Source organism: Janthinobacterium saanense, assembly GCF_014200675.1.
Lineage (GTDB): Bacteria > Pseudomonadota > Gammaproteobacteria > Burkholderiales > Burkholderiaceae_D > Janthinobacterium.
The window spans coordinates 39,085-55,903 of the sequence record NZ_JACHCI010000012.1 but is presented as its reverse complement, the minus strand read 5'-3'; the positions used below and the strand labels follow the sequence as shown (position 1 = coordinate 55,903).

Genomic DNA, 16,819 nt, shown 5'->3' with positions numbered 1-16,819 from the left:
ATTCAATATTAGAATGAATGGTGTGTCGCACACGACAGGCTGGCGCCTTGCCGGCCTGCCATGTGCCCTTTCACCGCCGCTGCACGGGCGACAGCCGAGGAATGACCATGCGTCTCAATCTTCCCGTCAGCGATACCGAGATCAATCTGAGCGATACCGAGACCATCGTCTCGACTACCGACTTGCAAGGCAATATCAGCTACGCCAATCCCTATTTCATCGCCGTCAGCGGTTATAGCGCCGAAGAACTGATCGGTGCACCGCAGAATATACTGCGCCATCCCGACATGCCGGTCGAAGCCTTTGCCGACTTCTGGGCCACCATCCGCTCGGGGCGCTCGTGGAGCGGCATGGTCAAGAACCGCTGCAAGAATGGCGATTATTACTGGGTGCTGGCCAACGTCACCCCAGTGGTCGAGGATGGCCAGGCGGTCGGCTATATGTCGGTGCGCACCAAGCCGACCCGCCAGCAGGTGGCGCAAGCGGCCGATCTGTATGCGCGCATCAAGGCGGGGCAGGCGCACGGTATCGTCCTTCGCCAGGGAGCAGCCATGCGCACGGGGTGGCTGGCCAGGCTGCTGCGTTTGCGCGAGATGGCGCTGGCCAAACGCATAGGGTCGAATCTGGGTTTCCTGGGCCTGGTGCTGTTGCTGCAACTGGCCTGGAATGCGGGCTTGCTGCCGGCGGCGGCTTTAGGCTGGGTCACGGCTTTGTCCTTGCTGGCGCTGCTGGTACTGGCAGGCTTCTGGCATGCGCTGCACAGCAATGTGTTGCGTCCTTTGCGCCAGGCGCGCAAGGCCTGCGACGTGATGGCGGGTGGCGATTTGACGCAGGAAGTGGGCACCGAGCGGCGCGACGAAATGGGCCAGTTGCTGCGTTCCTTGCGGCAATTGCGCGTGAACCTGCACTCCATCGTCGGCGATGTGCGCGGTAACTTTTTGCAAATCAGCGTGGCCAGCCGTGAAATCGCGGCCGGCAATATGGACTTGTCGGGCCGTACGGAAGCGCAGGCCTCGGCCTTGCAGCAAACGGCGTCGAGCATGGAGCAACTGGCGGCCACGGTGCAGCAAAACAGCGGCAATGCCGTGCAGGCCAGCGACATGGCGGGCAAGGCGCATGGCCTGGCCGGCAAGGGCGGCGAAATTGTCGGCCAGATGGTGAATATGATGGCCGAGATTAATGCCTCTTCGAAGAAGATCGGCGATATTACGGGCATTATCGAGGGTATCGCCTTCCAGACCAATATCCTGGCCCTGAATGCGGCCGTGGAAGCGGCGCGCGCGGGCGACCAGGGGCGCGGGTTTGCCGTCGTGGCAGGCGAGGTGCGCAGCCTGGCGCAGCGCTGCTCGTTGGCCGCCAGCGAAATCAAGCAGCTGATCACGGCTTCTTTGGCGCAGGTGGAAGCGGGCGCACAACTGGCGGCCCAGGCGGGCGCTAGCAGCGCGGAAATGCTGGGCGCGGTGCAGGGCGTGCACGGCATCATGGCCGAGATCGCCTCCGCTTCGCGCGAGCAAAGCAATGGCATAGGCCAGGTGAACCGGGCTGTGACGCAGATGGATGAAGTAACGCAGCAGAACGCGGCGCTGGTGGAACAGTCGGCGTCCGCCTCGGCCGAACTGCAGGCGCAGACGCTGAAGCTGGAACAGGCGATGGCGCTGTTCAAGCTGGAGCGGCGCCATGATGCATCCGTTTAGAACAGGCACTCCAACTGCTGGGGTACGACCCGGCGGGTCGGACCCCGGTGCTAATTTACTGCCGGGTTTACTGCATGAACCAGCCGTGGCTGACCACGATGGATTGGCCGCTTAGGGCCGTCGACGGGAAGGCGGCCAGGAACACGGCCGTTTCCGCCACGTCTTGCGTGGTGGTGAATTCGCCGTCGATGGTGTCTTTCAGCATCACTTTCTTGATCACGTCTTCTTCGCTGATCTTCAGCTGGGCTGCCTGTTCGGGTATCTGCTTGTCGACCAGCGGCGTGCGCACGAAGCCGGGGCAGATGACGTTGGCGCGGATATGGTCTTTCGCGCCTTCCTTGGCCACCACCTTGGCCAGGCCCAGCAAGCCGTGTTTGGCCGCCACATAGGCGCTCTTGAAGGGCGAGCCTTCATGCGAGTGCACCGAACCCATGTAGATGATGGCGCCGCCGCGGCCGCCCTTGATCATTTCACGCATGCAGGCGCGGGTGGTCAAAAAGGCGCCGTCCAGGTGAATCGCCAGCATCTTCTTCCATTGCTCGAACGGGTAGTCGACGACCGGGCTGATGATCTGGATGCCCGCGTTGCTGATCAGCACGTCGATGCCGCCGAAGTGGGCTGCAGCGTCTGCCACGCCCTTGTCGACTTGTTCCTCGCTGGTGACATCCATGGCGACGGCAAAGGCCTGGCCGCCTGATTGCTTGATTTCATCGGCGGTCTTGTTGGCCGCGTCCAGCGCCAGGTCGGCGATGACGACCTTCGCGCCCTGTTTCGCATATTCAATGGCTATTTCCTTGCCGATACCACTGGCGGCGCCGGTAATCAGTGCGACTTTGTCTTTGAGTTGCATATTAATCCTTTGCATTGCGGGTTGAGGTCATCGTGGGAGCTGTACCTGCGCCAGTATAGCCAGAAAAGACGCCGGCCATGGGCCGCACGCAGTGGCGACGGCAGATGTCTTGCCCTATGCCAGTATTTTATAAACTCAGGACAAATGATATTGCGAATCATTCTCATCTGATATATGATGTGCAACGCATTTCACCCAGGCAACTTTACCCACGGTGCATGCACTGCGATGCCAGTGAGCCACCGGCACGCGTCCGCGCGGGCAGAGCACCGCCGCAACGTTGCCCTCTACGCCGCCGCCTGATAGTGCACTGCCAGCCATTTCCTCTGCCCAGCGTTTTTCACCACAGAAGCATTAAGACAGGCAAGGAATGCAATGAAATCCCATAAAAATATCCATATCAATATGAAGCCGCTGGCCGCCGCGCTGGCGCTGATGCTGGGCGCGGCGGGCGCGAATGCCTGGGCCATCGACAGCAAGGACGACGCAAGCAATGAGCAGCAACTGGCGCCCATCAGCGTGTTCGGCGACGCCATCAACGCCGGCACGGCGGGCCGCTCCTACCTCAACACGGCCGACATCGAACGCCAGCAAGCCGACAATGTCGCTTCCCTGCTCGATACCTTGCCCGGCGTGGATATGTCCGGCACGGCGCGCCCCAGTGGCCAGAGCCTCAATATCTGGGGTTTCAGCAAGGTGCAGGACGTGAAAGTCATTCTCGACGGCGTGCCGAAGGGCTTCGAGAAATACCGTCAGGGTTCCATCTTCATCGAGCCCGAACTGATCAAGCAGATCGAAGTGAACAAGGGCGCGCATACCAGCTTGTATGGCAATGGCGGTTTTGGCGGCGTGATCACGGTCGAGACCAAGGACGCGAAAGACATGCTGGAGGGCGACGCCAAGGTGGGCGCCTTCGTCAAATATGCGCGCCACAGCAATAACGCTGAAAACGACGCCACCGTGGCCGTGTATGGCCGCACGGAAGATGGCCGTTTCGACGCCATGGCCTACACCACCCAGCGCAAGTCGGACGATCTGCGCAAACCCGATGGCAAGGTGTTCCGCTTCTCGGCCATCGATGCGCCATCGAGCCTGGCCAAGCTGAACGTGCGCCCGAGCAGCGAACAGTTGCTGACCCTGACCGCGATGAAGAGCGGCAGCACCGGCTGGGGGCCATTCGCCGCCATGGGCGAAGACGTGCCGACGCCAACCGAGGCGGAAATCAAGAAGTACGGCCTGGAAGAAGCGTGGCAGCGCAAGGCTGTCTACCGCGACCAGCACGACGATACCTATTCCGTGAAATGGCAGTATGCGCCGCAAGATAACCCCTGGGTCAAGCTGACGGCCAGCGCCGGCTATTCGCACACCGACCAGCACGATACGCGTTTGCCATCGGCCTCGCAGGGTTCCTACCTCGGTTCGCTGGGCAACGAGAGCTGGGCGACATACACTGACCGCATCGCCGAAGTGCGCAATGAAAGCGTATTTAACACGGGCAGCTGGTCGCACCTGCTGCAAACAGGTCTGCAATGGCACAAGAATGTGCGCGACACCCTGATGTATTACCCGTCGCCTTCGGCGTTGAAGGACCCGACCTATAACTATGGTTACTTCCAGCCGTATTACATGCCGGCCGGACGCCAGGAAACGCAGGGCCTCTACCTGCAGGATGCAATGACTTATGGCGGCCTGACGGTGACGGCGGCGCTGCGCCATGACCGCGTCATTACCGAAGGCGTGCCGAACAAGGCCTCGCGCTATAACAGCCCGTTAGCGGCCGCCGGTCACGATTTCAGCGAGAAGACACATGAAGACTGGTCGCCGCGCCTGGGCCTGTTCTGGAAAGCCAACAGCACGCTGGCGCTGTTCGGCGACTTGAGCCGCACCTGGCGCGCGCCCACCATCGACGAGATGTTTTCGAATGAATACTATGTGTCGGACAAGCTGGGTTCCTCGACGCCTGGCACCAGCCGCAACCTGGCGGTCGAGCGCGTGACCGCCGTGCGCATGGGCGCGATGGTCCATCGCCAGAACCTGTTCCTGGAACGCGACGATGCGCAAGTGCGCCTGACTGTTTACCGCAACCGTGTCAGCGACAATATCGGCCCGCGCCTGGGTGTGCTGATCGAAGGCTATGTGCCCGGTTCGGGCAAGGTGCCGCCGGCCTTGTCCGACTACCGCAACCTGGCCGGCTACCGTACCGAAGGCGTGGAGCTGGAGTCCTACTACAACACGCCGCGCCTGTACGCCAGCGCCTCGCTGTCGATGCAGTACGGCACCCGCACCGGTACCCAGCGCGACCCATGGGGCCAGGATGAACCCGTATCGACCATGGCGCCGGACAAGCTGATGACGGGCCTGGGCTGGCGCTTTCCCGACCAAGGCGCGAGCTTGGGCTGGCAAGGCCGCTTCGTCGCCAGGCAGGACCGCGTCTTGCCCAAGGGCAGCTTCTACCGCCTGCCGCCATCGACCGGTTATGCGCTGCATACCCTGTTTGCTTCGTGGAATGGCACGCAAGGCATTTGGCGCGGCACGGAAGTGCGGTTGACGGTCGATAATATCTTTAACCGCGACTACAAGCCTTATCTGAGTGAAGCGGTGACGGGGGTGGGGCGTAATGCCAAGTTGAGTTTGTCGCGGAAGTTTTGATCTGTAGAGCTTTAAAAATGGCGGGCCAGAGTCGCGGGCCTGAGAAAATGCCGAGGGCGGCGTTGCAGCTCCTTGCCGTACATGCGTACTGTCTGCGTCGCTGCGCCTTGCCCTCGACATTTTTCAGGCCCGCTAGGCCCGAAAGCCTTTGCACAGGTCTTGGGTGTACTCCTGCTCTTGCTGCTAGCCTTGCTGCTGCTGCTGCTGCTGCTGCTGCTGCTGCTGCTGCTGCTGCGGTATCAACGCAGTACCAATGCCTTGACGGTTTCCCAGGCTGTGCTGCCCGAGCGGGTAGCGCGGACCTGGTTGCGGCCGCCTTCCTTGGCCACGTACAGGGCGCGGTCGGCGGCGACGAACAAGGTGGCGCGGTCGTCCAGCTGGTGCGGGTGGATGGTCGCCACGCCGATGCTGACGGTGATCCATGGCGAAGTGGGCGAGCGGGGGTGGGGCAGTTGCAGGCTTTCGATGTGGCCGCGTATGGCTTCGGCCAGCAGCATGGCGCCGTCGGCTTCCGTCTCTGAAAACAGCATGACGAATTCCTCGCCGCCATAGCGCGCGGCCAGGTCGCCCGGGCGGCAGGCGTGCGTGTCGATCGCTTGCGCCACCTGCTGCAGACAGGCGTCGCCGGCCGGGTGGCCCAGGCTGTCGTTATACAGCTTGAAATGGTCGACATCGAGCACCACCAGCGATAGCGCGCTGCCATTGCGCACGGCGCGTTGCCATTCTTTTTCCAGGAAAGTGTCGAAATGGCGGCGGTTGGCGATCTTGGTCAGCGAATCGAGGTAGGCGGCCCGCTGCAGCGCATCTTCCGACTGCTTGTGATGGGTAATATCGTGCAGCAGCCCGATATACAGGGGCTGGCGCAGATACATGGGTGTCAGGGTCAGGTCCATGCTCAAGCTGTCGCCATTGCGGTGGCGGATCGCCACTTCGCGCGTGCCATGCTTGTGCGCCGTCTCGGGATTGGCCGCATACATGGCGAAATAATCGAGATATTCCTGCGTCACCAAAGGGCTGAGCAGCTCGCCGATAGAGTGGCCGGCCAGCTCATTTTCACGGTAGCCCAGGTACTGGTCGCAGGCCGGATTGGTGTACTGGATGCGCCCGTCCGCCTCGATGATCAGCAAACCCTCGGCCATATTGTTGACGATGGTGCGCAGGCGCTCGGCCTGTTCCTGCTGGGTTTCATTATTGCTGCGGATTTGCAGCTGGGCGCGCACGCGGGCGTAGACTTCGGCCAGACGCAGCGGCTTGGCGATATAGTCGACGGCGCCCGCATCGAAGCCGGCCACCACATCATCCGTCTCCGTCCTGGCGCTCATGAAGATCACGGGGATGCGCTGCGTCAGCGGATGCTGCTTGAGCCGGCGGCAGGTCTCGATGCCATCCATGTCCGGCATCAGCACGTCGAGCAGTATCAGGTCAGGCTGGGCGCGCTGAGCGATGGTCAAAGCGCGCTCGCCAGACGTGGCCACATAGGTTTGATAACCCTGTTCGCTCATGGACTTGCGCAGCAGATCAAGATTGGCTGGCGCATCATCGACGATCAAGATGGCGGCTTCATGCCGTTGGGAAAAATCCACACTGCCTGGTTTCATTGCTACCGGCCTCTATCTGATGAGCTGCACCAGGCCAGCATTTGCTGCACTTTCGGTATTGCCGAACCCTGGAATCGCTGCAGCCGCACATCGCATCGGGCGGGTGGGCGGTGCCAGGAGTGTTGCCTCCAGGCCTATGACGGGCCGGGCATCTGTACACGTGTAGTAAAGGCTGACTTGATTCCAATTTGAGCAGATGATACCGCTTTGCTAATTGATTGGGTGAAAAAAATGCATCGTTTTTATGTGATAAAAAATATAATATTGTTACTTTTGCTGTGCTGTCGTGAGGAACTTTTGTAGGAAAACTACAAAAGGAAAAGCAGGAAGAGGGTGCTGCCCGGCAGTGCGCCGGGCAGGCGGGGAGACTTACACCTTGGCGGCGATTAGCTTGCCCAGGATGGCGACGCCCTCACGGATGCGTTCCGGCGGCACGGTGACGAACGACAGGCGCAGGGTGTTCGTTTCCGGCTGGTTGGCGTAGAACGGCGCGCCGGGCACGAAAGCGACCTTGTGGGCGATGGCTTCATCGAGCAGCTGCATGGCGTCGATATGTTTCGGCAGGGTGACCCAGATGAACATGCCGCCTTCCGGGTGGGTCCACGTGACGCCGGCCGGGAAGTGTTCCTTGAGCGCATCGAGCATGGCCTGGCATTGATTGCCATACAGCGTGCGGATGCTGGGGATATGGCGATCAAGGAAACCATCCTTGATCACTTCATGCACCACCATCTGCGTCAGCTGCGCCGTGTGCAGGTCGGCCGCCTGCTTGGCCAGTTCCAGGCGGCGCACCAGCGGCAGCGGCGCCACCACGTAGCCGAGGCGGATGCCCGGCGTGAGCACCTTGGAAAACGAACCCATGTAGATCACGCCGTCCGGGTTCATATTGATCATTTTTGGCGACGGCTCGCCCTTGTAGCTGAGCGCACCGTAAGGATCATCCTCGATCAGCGGCAAGCCGTGGCGGGCGCAGGTTTCCACCAGTTCGACGCGGCGCGCCACGGACAGGCTGCGGCCCGTCGGATTCTGGAAGTTCGGCAGCGCGTACAGCAGACGTGCGCCATCGGCGACCGGATCGATCGAGGCCGGCACCAGGCCGTGCTCGTCGGTTTCGACGGAAACGAATTCGGGACGGTAGACGGAAAATGCCTGCAATGCGCCCAGGTAGCTGGGGGTTTCCACCAGCACGCGGCTGCCTTCATCGATCAGCACCTTGCCCAGCAAGTCCAGCGCCTGCTGCGAGCCGGAGGTCATCAAGACCTGTTCCGGCGAGATCCGGCTGCCATCGGTCGACAGTGTATCGGCGATCCACTGGCGCAGCGGCGGATAACCGTCGGTGGGGCCGTATTGCAGGGCGACCTTGCCATTGTTGGACAAGACCTTGTCGAAAGCAGTTTTCATTTCCTCGACGGGGAAAGTGGCGGGCGAGGGCAGGCCGCCGGCAAAGGAAATGATCTCGGGGCGCTGCGTGATCTTCAAAATTTCGCGGATGAAAGAGCTTTTTAATTGCTCCGCGCGTTCAGAAAAGCGCCATTGGATGGGATTTGGATTTTCAATTTTCATACGTGTCTCATGGAAGATGCCGAGCTGCGCCGGCTGGTTTTTTATGGTCCGCTTATGGCGGCCGTCGATAAAGCGGCGCCGGGTAGGCGTCGCCCCATTACCGCCATATTGTACGGCCAGACTGTGCTTTGGTGCTTGGTTGGCGTTTCAAATGGATATCGCAAAATGACAACAGGCTATTTCAGCTTGCGCCCGGCCGCCACCACGGCGATCACGGCGCCGGCAAACAGCAGGCTGGACACTTCCAGCGCTTCGCCCAGCAGCACCGCGGCGCCCAGCAGGGTCAAAAACGGTTGCAGCAATTGGGTTTGCCCCACGCGCGCCACGCCGCCCAGCGCCATGCCCCGGTACCAGAAAAAGAAACCGATAAACATGGAAAACACGGAAATATAGGCAAAACCAAGCCAGGCCGTGGCGCTCGCTTGCAACAGCAGCGCCCGTTGCGGCCAGGAGAGCCACAGCACCAGCGGCAGCACGAACGGTGCCGCCAGCACCAGCGCCCAGGAAATCACATGCTGGCCGGGCATGCTTTGCGCCAGGCGTCCGCCTTCTGCGTAACCGAGCGCGCCCAGTATGACGGCGGCGAACATCAGCAAGTCGGCCAGATGAAAACTGCCGCCGCCTTGACGCAGGGCAAACAGCACCACCAGCGCCGTGCCGGCCAGCGCCATCAGCCAGAACCCGGTCGATGGGCGTTCCTTGCCGCGCAGCACGGCGAAGACGGCGGTGGCCAGCGGCAGAATGCCGACCAGTACGGCGCCATGCGAGGCGGGCAGGCTGCGCATGGCGATCGAGGTCAGCCAGGGAAAACCCACCACGCAACCGAGCGCCACCAAGGCCAGCGGCAGCCACTGCTCGCGCCGGGGCAGGGGCGCGCGCTGATGCCATAACCATAAGGCCGCCAGGCAAGCAGCCACCAGGGCGCGGCCCAGCGCCACGAAGGCGGGGGCCAGTTCGGCCACGGCCAGGCGCGTAAAAGGCAGGGTCAGGCTGAACATGGCGACGGCCGTCAGGCCCAGTAACAGGCCCTTGCGGTCGTCGGCCAGGCGGGAAGGAGGGGAAACAAGCTGGGTGTGCGATGTCATGGTTTCGATAGTGGGGAGCAAGGCGTGGATTTGTGAACGGTATGCTGCTATGCTAGGTCTGAATAGCAGTACAGTACAAATACACTTGATCCTATAATTTTCTATACTGTAATGGTCGCATGGGCAATACACTGATAGCACCGCTGAGCCTCTTGTCACGCACCTCGGGCGAAACCCTGATCGACCAGATCGTGCGTTCGGTGGTGGCCCGCATCGATGACCGCTTGCTGCGCGGCGGCGCGCGCATGCCATCGATACGCCAGTGCGCCGCCAGCCTGGACGTGTCTTGCGCCACGGTGGTGGCCAGCTACGACAAGCTGGTGGGACTCGATTATCTGGAATCGCGGCGTGGCGCCGGCTTCTTTGTGCGCGAGCGCTCAGCGCTGAACATGCCTGCGCCACAGCCTGAGGTGGCTGCGCAAGCCATGGATGTGGTGTGGCTGATCCGTAATATGTTTCGCCAGAAGCCGCCCCATCATGCGCCCGGTTCCGGCATGCTGCCCAATGAATGGCTCGATGGCGAACTGGTGGCGCGCGCCCTGCGCGACGTGGCGCGCCAGCCCGGCTCCCTGTTGCTCAGCTATGGCATGCCGCAAGGCTTCTTGCCGCTGCGCCAGCAGCTGCAACTGAAGCTGGCGGGCCTGGAAGTCGCGTGTCCGCCCGAGCAGATTGTCACCACGGTGGGCGTGATGCAGGCGCTGGACCTGGTGGCGCGTGAATTTGCCCGTCCCGGCGACACCATCTTTGTCGACGACCCTGCGTACTGGCTGATGTTCGGCGCCTTTGCGGCCATGGGCATGCGCGTGATCGGCATTCCGCGCCTGGCCGACGGCCCCGATATCGCCATGCTGGCAGAACTGGCGGCCCTGCATCGGCCCAAGCTGTATGTGATCAACTCGGTGCTGCACAACCCCAGTTCCACCTCGCTGTCGGCGGCCAAGGCATTCCAGGTGCTGCGCCTGGCCGAACAGCACGATTTTTTGATCGTCGAAGACGATATCTATTGCGATATGCATCCGGGTGGCGGGCAGCCGGTCACGCGGCTGGCAGCGCTGGACCAGCTGCGCCGCGTGATATACCTGGGCGGCTTTTCCAAGAGCCTGTCGGCCAATCTGCGCGTGGGTTTCATCGCTACCTCGCCCGAACGGGCGCAGCGCCTGGCCGACCGCAAGATGCTGGCAACCTTGACTACCAGCGATATCGGCGAGCGCGTGGTGTATCAAGTGCTGTCGCAAGGCCAGTACCGCAAGCATGCCGAGCGTTTGCGCGCGCGCCTCGACAAGGTGCGTGACGCGACTTACCGCCGCATCGAGCAGGCGGGCTTGCGTTTTGATCCTGCGCCATCCGGCATGTTTGTCTGGGCCGATGCCGGCTGCGACACCAATGTGCTGGCTGAAAAAGCCCTGGCAGAAGGCCTGGTGCTGGCGCCCGGCAGCCTGTTTTCACCGCGCCAGCTGCCATCGACCCGCATGCGCCTGAACCTGGCCACGGTGCAGGATGAGCAGGTCTGGGTGTTTTTCGACCGGGAGCTGGCGAAGAGCCCTTGAAATCAATTATTTAATCCCCAACTCCATAAAATCCGTCCCATCCACAAGACTATGAGGTAAACATGGCTGTCTCCGAAAAGCAAACCCTGGGTTTTCAGACTGAAGTCAAGCAAATGCTGCATCTGATGATCCACTCCTTGTACTCCAACAAGGAAATCTTCTTGCGCGAATTGATCTCGAACGCGTCCGACGCGGCCGATAAATTGCGCTTCGAAGCGATCGATAACGATGGCCTGTATGGCAACGATCACGAATTGAAGATCAAGGTCAGCTTCGACAAGGATGCGCGCACCATCACCATTTCCGACAACGGCATCGGCATGACCCGTGACGAGGCGATCTCGCACCTGGGCACCATCGCCAAGTCGGGCACCAAGGAATTCTTCGGCAAGCTGTCGGGCGACCAGCAGCAGGACGCGGCCCTGATCGGCCAGTTCGGCGTGGGCTTCTACTCGGGCTTTATCGTCGCTGACAAGATCACGGTTGAAACGCGCCGCGCCGGCGCCGCTGCGAACGAAGGTGTGCGCTGGGAATCGGCTGGCGAAGGCGATTACAGCATCGAAACCATCGAAAAAACCAATCGCGGCACGGACATCATCCTGCACCTGCGCGAAGGCGAAGACGAGTTCCTGTCGAGCTGGAAGATCAAATCGACCATCCGTAAATACTCGGACCATATCTCGCTGCCTATCGTGATGCAGAAAGAAGAGTGGGACGACGAGCAGAAGGAAACCGTCGCCAGGGACGAACTGGAAACCGTCAACCAGGCCAGCGCCTTGTGGGCACGCAGCAAGTCCGAGATCACGCCGGAACAGTACGATGAATTCTACAAGCACGTCTCGCACGACTTCCAGGCGCCGCTGACGCACACGCATAACCGCGTCGAAGGCCGCAGCGAATACACGCAGCTGTTGTACATTCCGGCCAAGGCCCCATTCGATATGTGGGACCGCAACAAGCGCGGCGGTATCAAGCTGTACGTCAAGCGCGTCTTCATCATGGACGACGCCGAACAGCTGATGCCGACGTATCTGCGCTTCGTCAAGGGCGTGATCGATTCGTCCGACCTGCCGCTGAACGTCTCGCGTGAAATCCTGCAGGAATCGCGCGACGTCAAAGTCATCCGCGAAGGCTCGACCAAGCGCGTGCTGGGTATGTTGGAAGAACTGGCGAACGCCGACGAGCAGGATAAAAAAGACAAGTACACCACCTTCTGGAAGGAATTCGGCCAGGTGCTGAAAGAGGGTATCGGCGAAGATGCGGGCAACAAGGAGCGTCTGGCCAAGCTGTTGCGCTTTACTTCGACCGCCAACGACAGCGACGAACAAATCACCTCGTTCGCCGACTATGTGGCGCGCATGAAGGAAGGCCAGGACAAGATTTATTACGTCACGGCCGACAATTACGCCGCCGCCAAGAACAGCCCGCACCTGGAAATCTTCCGCAAGAAGGGTGTTGAAGTGCTGCTGCTGACGGACAGAGTCGATGAGTGGATGTTGTCCTTCATCCAGGACTTCGAAGGCAAGGAACTGGTGTCCGTCGCCAAGGGCGGCCTGGACCTGGGCGCGCTGGAAGACGAAGCGGAAAAGAAAGAGCACGAAGAAACGGAAACTTCCTACGCCGACCTGGTGGGCAAGATGAAGACCGCCCTGGCCGACAAGGCCAAGGACGTGCGCGTGACCTTCCGCCTGACCGATTCGCCAGCCTGCCTGGTGGCCGACGAGAATGAATTGTCGGGCAATCTGCTGCGCATGCTGAAAGCAGCAGGCCAGAGCGCGCCGGAATCGAAGCCGATCCTGGAAATCAACCCGAACCACCCGCTGGTGGCGCGTCTGAAATATGAAGACGCGGAAGGCGGCAAGTTCGGCGATTGGGCCAACATCCTGTTCGACCAGGCCTTGCTGGCCGAAGGCGGTTCGCTGGCCGATCCTGCCACGTTCGTCAAGCGCCTGAACGAATTGCTGCTCAATTCGGCGAAGTAAGCCCGTTTTGCAGCAGTAGACTAGCCGGCCCTTTCTTGATGAAAGGGCCGGCTTTTTTTCAAGGAACGCCATGAAGATACGTTGGATCACCGGCCTGGCCGTGCACGCGCTGGGCTGTTTGCTGTTTGTCTTTTTGAGCTGGCTGGGTTTTTATCTGTACACCCAGCTGTTTGGCGGCCTCGGTTCGGTCGGCATCGCCGGCGCCAAGGCCTGGCTGCTGGTGTTTTACGCTTATGCAGGCACGAACCTGGTGCTGGCGCTGCTGCCGCCCGGCCGCATCCCGCCGCCGCTGTGCGCCGCGCTGGGTGTGGTAGTACTTTTTTATTTACTGCCCCAGCATCCTTTGCGGGCGATGTATTTCAGCCTGCTGGCGGGCGGCTTGAGCTGGCTGGCTGTCCTGGCCAGCCGGAAGCTGGCGCTACGCCTGCAGGCTTGAAGGGCAGGCAGATGGCCCGTGCCATCCATGCCAGGCAAGAGAGCAAGCTGGGCAGGTGTTGGTTAAATTGTCATTATTGAGGTCGGAATAATAGTGATGCCTGGCGCCGTAGTGTCCACACACTTTGCCGGTCAACGGCGCGGCGTGGGCGCTGGCGCCGTGCTAGAATCCCCGACGCGCCATGCGTGGCCGGAAAGACGGTCAAATCCCGGACAGACAGAAACATGTATATCACCTTATCAAACTACCGCACTTGGGGCGGCGCCTTGCTGGCAGCGTCCTGCGTTCTTTCCCAGCCCGCCAGCGCGACGGCGGCACCTGCGGTCCTGGCGATGCCAGCGGCTAAGACCTTGTCTTCCTTGCTGTCCGGTGGGCCCTTGCCGCGCTTGAGCGAAGATCCGCAGGTGCGCGCCGCGCTGTTTGATTTTTTCGGCTATACGCGCGGCAGTTATACGGAAGATGATGAACTGGTGCTGGACCAGGCCTTTGAAGCCATCAGCGACCGGCGCGACGCCACCCGCACCGTGCTGCCAGACGGCCGTCAGCTGCTGGCGTCGATGAATGACCGCAATCAGGGCCGTGAACGGGGCGCCATCCTGGTCGACAAGCGCGGCGAGATTATCGCCTTTGGCCTGGTCAACGGCCATTGCCATTTGCAGGCGCAGCCTGGCCAGCCCTTGCTCAAGGTGTGCAATCCCGACCCCAAGGCCGTGCTGACGATATTCCATAAAAAAGGCATGCTGGTGGGCGAGGCCGCGCCCTTGCTGGCGTGGGCGAAGCAATTGCCGCCCATGCTGGCGCTGATCGCCAATGACGATGAAATAGGCGCTGGCGGGCAAAAGATCGCCAGCGTCGAGTATGTGCTGGCGCAGCCTGAATTGCCGGGATGGCGCCGCGAGCAGCTGCCGCAAGTGTATCCGCCTTCGCTATTGCCGCTGCTGCTGCCCCATTCGACGGTGCTGAGTTCTTCGGGCGCCGGCGTGTTTGCCTATCCGCTCACGCTCAAGGGCAAGAAGCAAAACAATCTGCTGGACCAGGCGGAAGGCCGGCCGCAGCGCGACATCGAAGTGGCGCTGCGCAGCTTTGCCAGTTTCGACAGCGTGGTGGAAAAATACCGCCAGATGGCCAAGGGCGCCCGCTTGCAGCGCAACGAGCGCACGGCTTACCTCGATGGCAGCCTGGGGCGGGGCAGCTACCGCGTGTACATCCGCAATACGGGCAGCGACGGCGTGATGATCGACGTGGCGCTGTGGCAGCGCAAGCTGGCTACCGGCCAGTAATCTGCCGGCAGCATTGTTTGATTATTCGCTGAAGTTGAACATCACTTTCTTCGGTGGCGGGCAGCCTTCAGGGCCGGGATAGGTTTGCTTGCCCGCTTCGTCGAACTTCTTGCCGCAATCGAGTGCCAGGCGCTTGCTGTAGCTGCGGATGCTGGCCATGACGCCGTTCGGGTGGTAGCAGATGCTGTCGCCGTCGCGGCTGGAAGCGCCATAGCTTTGCATGGCTTTGCCATTGACCGTGCGATTGCCATGGCCACGGCGCGGTTCCGTGCATTTCAGCTGGCCGCTCTCATAATAAGTGTTGTACGCCGAGGTATCGGCCGCGCGGTCGACCAGCAATTCTTCTTTTACTTTACCGTTCTTGTAGTAGGTCTTGCCTTCCTGGCGGTCGCCATATAAAAAGACATAGTCGTATTCGGGGCTGCCGTCCGGGAAGTAGGTGCGGTGGTAGTCGCACACGTCATCGCGCTCGCTGCCGTATTCGGTGAAATAGCAGCGGTGGATATCGTTGAGCAGCTTGCCATCCGGGTAATAGTCGCGCAGATGTGCGGCCAGCCGGCCCCGCTCGATCACGGTCAGGCGTTCCGGTTTGCCGTCCGGGTAGTAGCGTGCATCGAGTCCCTGTTTCTTGCCGTTGTCCCATTGGATGTCGAGGCGCAGGATCTTGCCGCTGCCGTTGCCACTAATATCGAACGCCTGTTCGCGCCCATCGAGCTGGCCATTGCGGAAGGTCGCCGTGTAGACCACGACTTCCTTGCCTGCCGGCCCCAGATAGCGCGTGCGTGCGCCATCGAGTACGTCGGCCTGGTAATGATCGCGCAGGCGTAGCGCACCGTGGGCGTCCCGGTCGATGGCCTCGCCCTGTTTTTTGCCTTTGACGAAGCTCACGCTTTGCGTGGCGCCGTCTTTCAGATTGAGTTGCCATGGCCCGTCGCGCTGGCCATCGATAAAGCTGCCCGCGCCGTCTTCCATGATCCACGGCCCCTGGTACTGGCCGTTGCCAAAGGCGCCGCGCTGTAGCAGCTTGCCGCCCATGCTGCGCTCGGACGGGCCGTTCAACTGGTCGGCGACATAGGTGTCAAAGCCTGTCGTTTCGTCTGCGCCTGCATAGTTGACGACATTCCAGCGGCCTACACGCTTGCCATTGCGGTACAAGCCATCCTCGATTTGCTGCGGGCCTTCAATATGCCATGGTCCCTCGGGCAAGCCGTTGACATATTTGCCTTTGGTTTTGCCATCATGCAGGCTATCGCGCACCCACAAGCCTTCGCGCTTGCCCTTGCGGTACTGGCCGTGCTCAATCACCGAACCGTCATCCCAGGCCCGGCTGTAGGTAACGGCCGGCCCTTCTTCAGTGCCCTTGTATTGTTGCGGCGCCGCTTCCCACGTGACCTGGTACAGGCGGTAGTTGGGCAGGGTGTCCGCGTCGATTTCGCCATACAGGGCGTAGCTGGCCGTCAGATACAGTTCGCCCTTTTTCTGGAAGCTTTTTTTGTAGGTGATGACATTCTTGTCGCCAGCGGCCACGGCCTTGTTTTCATCGTTGTAATAACCTGCGATGGTGCCTTGCGTATGGTCGATGGCGTCGAACTCCGCATTACCGCTCTTGCCCCGCGTGACGCTGTAATCCATGGGCGCCAGCCTGGCCAGTGCGGCCTTGACCTGGCCGGCGTTCGGCGAGGCGCTTTGCGCGGCGATGCGGTCCAGCGCCGGCTGCAGATCATCGAGGCGTTTGTATTTGCCTGAATGTTGATCGTAGCGATAGGCGCGCAGTGCGTTCCTGTCGCCCTGGCGCAGCAGCACCAGCATGGTTTGCACGCTGTGCTCCGACTCGCGGTCCAGCGCGGCGTAAAACACCGAGCGGATGGCGGCGTTGCCGAAGCGGTCGAGCAGCATGGTTTTCGAGCCGCTGCTGCGGCACTCGCAATAGTAGCCGTTGACGCCATCCTTTTCCTTGATGAAGGCGATATCGGCGCCGCTATCCTGCGATGCATCGATGGCCGGGTGGGCCAGGGTTTTGCCCTCGTAAAATGGGGCGGCGTGGGCCAGGGTGGCGCAGAACAGCAAAGGCAAAAGGCGGGGCAGGAGCGTACGTTTCATCGAAAGGCCAGCGCCGGGGCGCCCTTGTGGAAAGG

At 61.2% G+C, this 16,819-nt stretch carries 11 protein-coding genes; 6 read left to right on the top strand and 5 right to left on the bottom strand.

The features are described 5' to 3' along the window. Positions 1–107: 107 nt before the first annotated feature. Positions 108–1,694 carry a methyl-accepting chemotaxis protein gene (locus HDE72_RS16735; protein ID WP_183742963.1) on the top strand — a complete coding sequence of 529 codons (1,587 nt, stop codon included), beginning with the start codon at positions 108–110 and terminating at the stop codon, positions 1,692–1,694. A gap of 67 nt (positions 1,695–1,761) precedes the next feature. Here the strand turns inward: HDE72_RS16735 and HDE72_RS16730 are convergent, their stop codons facing one another. Further along, on the bottom strand, positions 1,762–2,544 hold the full coding sequence (locus HDE72_RS16730; RefSeq protein WP_183742961.1) for a 3-hydroxybutyrate dehydrogenase: 783 nt from the start codon (positions 2,542–2,544) through the stop codon (positions 1,762–1,764). A 375-nt stretch (positions 2,545–2,919) separates the two neighbouring features. Here HDE72_RS16730 and HDE72_RS16725 point away from each other — a divergent pair, with 375 nt between their 5' ends. Continuing rightward, positions 2,920–5,193 (top strand): TonB-dependent hemoglobin/transferrin/lactoferrin family receptor, encoded by a 2,274-nt coding sequence (locus HDE72_RS16725; RefSeq protein ID WP_183742959.1) that lies wholly within the window; start codon positions 2,920–2,922, stop codon positions 5,191–5,193. A 239-nt stretch (positions 5,194–5,432) separates the two neighbouring features. Here HDE72_RS16725 and HDE72_RS16720 read toward each other — a convergent pair whose 3' ends face one another. The 3 genes from HDE72_RS16720 to HDE72_RS16710 all read right to left on the bottom strand — a co-directional run bounded on the left by HDE72_RS16720 (position 5,433) and on the right by HDE72_RS16710 (position 9,439). After that, positions 5,433–6,791 carry a diguanylate cyclase domain-containing protein gene (locus tag HDE72_RS16720; RefSeq protein ID WP_183742957.1) on the bottom strand — a complete coding sequence of 453 codons (1,359 nt, stop codon included), beginning with the start codon at positions 6,789–6,791 and terminating at the stop codon, positions 5,433–5,435. Positions 6,792–7,160: 369 nt separating this feature from the next. Next, entirely contained in the window at positions 7,161–8,354 is a 1,194-nt protein-coding gene (locus HDE72_RS16715) for an aminotransferase-like domain-containing protein (RefSeq protein ID WP_183742946.1), read from the bottom strand. A 176-nt stretch (positions 8,355–8,530) separates the two neighbouring features. Then, positions 8,531–9,439, bottom strand: coding sequence for a DMT family transporter (locus HDE72_RS16710; RefSeq protein ID WP_183742944.1), 909 nt, complete (start codon positions 9,437–9,439; stop codon positions 8,531–8,533). A 119-nt stretch (positions 9,440–9,558) separates the two neighbouring features. Here HDE72_RS16710 and HDE72_RS16705 point away from each other — a divergent pair, with 119 nt between their 5' ends. The 4 genes from HDE72_RS16705 to HDE72_RS16690 all read left to right on the top strand — a co-directional run bounded on the left by HDE72_RS16705 (position 9,559) and on the right by HDE72_RS16690 (position 14,684). Continuing rightward, positions 9,559–10,986, top strand: coding sequence for an aminotransferase-like domain-containing protein (locus HDE72_RS16705; protein WP_183742942.1), 1,428 nt, complete (start codon positions 9,559–9,561; stop codon positions 10,984–10,986). Between the two features lie 62 nt (positions 10,987–11,048). Then, positions 11,049–12,968, top strand: coding sequence for a molecular chaperone HtpG (htpG, locus tag HDE72_RS16700; RefSeq protein ID WP_183742940.1), 1,920 nt, complete (start codon positions 11,049–11,051; stop codon positions 12,966–12,968). Between the two features lie 70 nt (positions 12,969–13,038). Then, on the top strand, positions 13,039–13,404 hold the full coding sequence (locus tag HDE72_RS16695) for a hypothetical protein (protein WP_183742938.1): 366 nt from the start codon (positions 13,039–13,041) through the stop codon (positions 13,402–13,404). A 224-nt stretch (positions 13,405–13,628) separates the two neighbouring features. Further along, positions 13,629–14,684: a hypothetical protein gene (locus HDE72_RS16690; protein WP_183742936.1), complete on the top strand. Its 1,056-nt coding sequence runs from the start codon at positions 13,629–13,631 to the stop codon at positions 14,682–14,684. A 21-nt stretch (positions 14,685–14,705) separates the two neighbouring features. On the opposite strand, the gene HDE72_RS16685 is transcribed toward HDE72_RS16690, so the two are convergent. Continuing rightward, a complete protein-coding gene (locus tag HDE72_RS16685; RefSeq protein ID WP_183742935.1) occupies positions 14,706–16,784 on the bottom strand; it encodes a toxin-antitoxin system YwqK family antitoxin in 2,079 nt (692 codons plus the stop codon). Positions 16,785–16,819 lie beyond the last annotated feature (35 nt).

Excerpts from the sequence above, each read along its gene's own strand:
- HDE72_RS16735 (WP_183742963.1), top strand. The coding sequence starts at position 108 with ATGCGTCTCAATCTTCCCGTCAGCGATACCGAGATCAATCTGAGCGAT.
- HDE72_RS16730 (WP_183742961.1), bottom strand. The coding sequence starts at position 2,544 with ATGCAACTCAAAGACAAAGTCGCACTGATTACCGGCGCCGCCAGTGGT.
- HDE72_RS16725 (WP_183742959.1), top strand. The coding sequence starts at position 2,920 with ATGAAATCCCATAAAAATATCCATATCAATATGAAGCCGCTGGCCGCC.
- HDE72_RS16720 (WP_183742957.1), bottom strand. The coding sequence starts at position 6,791 with ATGAAACCAGGCAGTGTGGATTTTTCCCAACGGCATGAAGCCGCCATC.
- HDE72_RS16715 (WP_183742946.1), bottom strand. The coding sequence starts at position 8,354 with ATGAAAATTGAAAATCCAAATCCCATCCAATGGCGCTTTTCTGAACGC.
- HDE72_RS16710 (WP_183742944.1), bottom strand. The coding sequence starts at position 9,439 with ATGACATCGCACACCCAGCTTGTTTCCCCTCCTTCCCGCCTGGCCGAC.
- HDE72_RS16705 (WP_183742942.1), top strand. The coding sequence starts at position 9,559 with ATGGGCAATACACTGATAGCACCGCTGAGCCTCTTGTCACGCACCTCG.
- htpG (WP_183742940.1), top strand. The coding sequence starts at position 11,049 with ATGGCTGTCTCCGAAAAGCAAACCCTGGGTTTTCAGACTGAAGTCAAG.
- HDE72_RS16695 (WP_183742938.1), top strand. The coding sequence starts at position 13,039 with ATGAAGATACGTTGGATCACCGGCCTGGCCGTGCACGCGCTGGGCTGT.
- HDE72_RS16690 (WP_183742936.1), top strand. The coding sequence starts at position 13,629 with ATGTATATCACCTTATCAAACTACCGCACTTGGGGCGGCGCCTTGCTG.
- HDE72_RS16685 (WP_183742935.1), bottom strand. The coding sequence starts at position 16,784 with ATGAAACGTACGCTCCTGCCCCGCCTTTTGCCTTTGCTGTTCTGCGCC.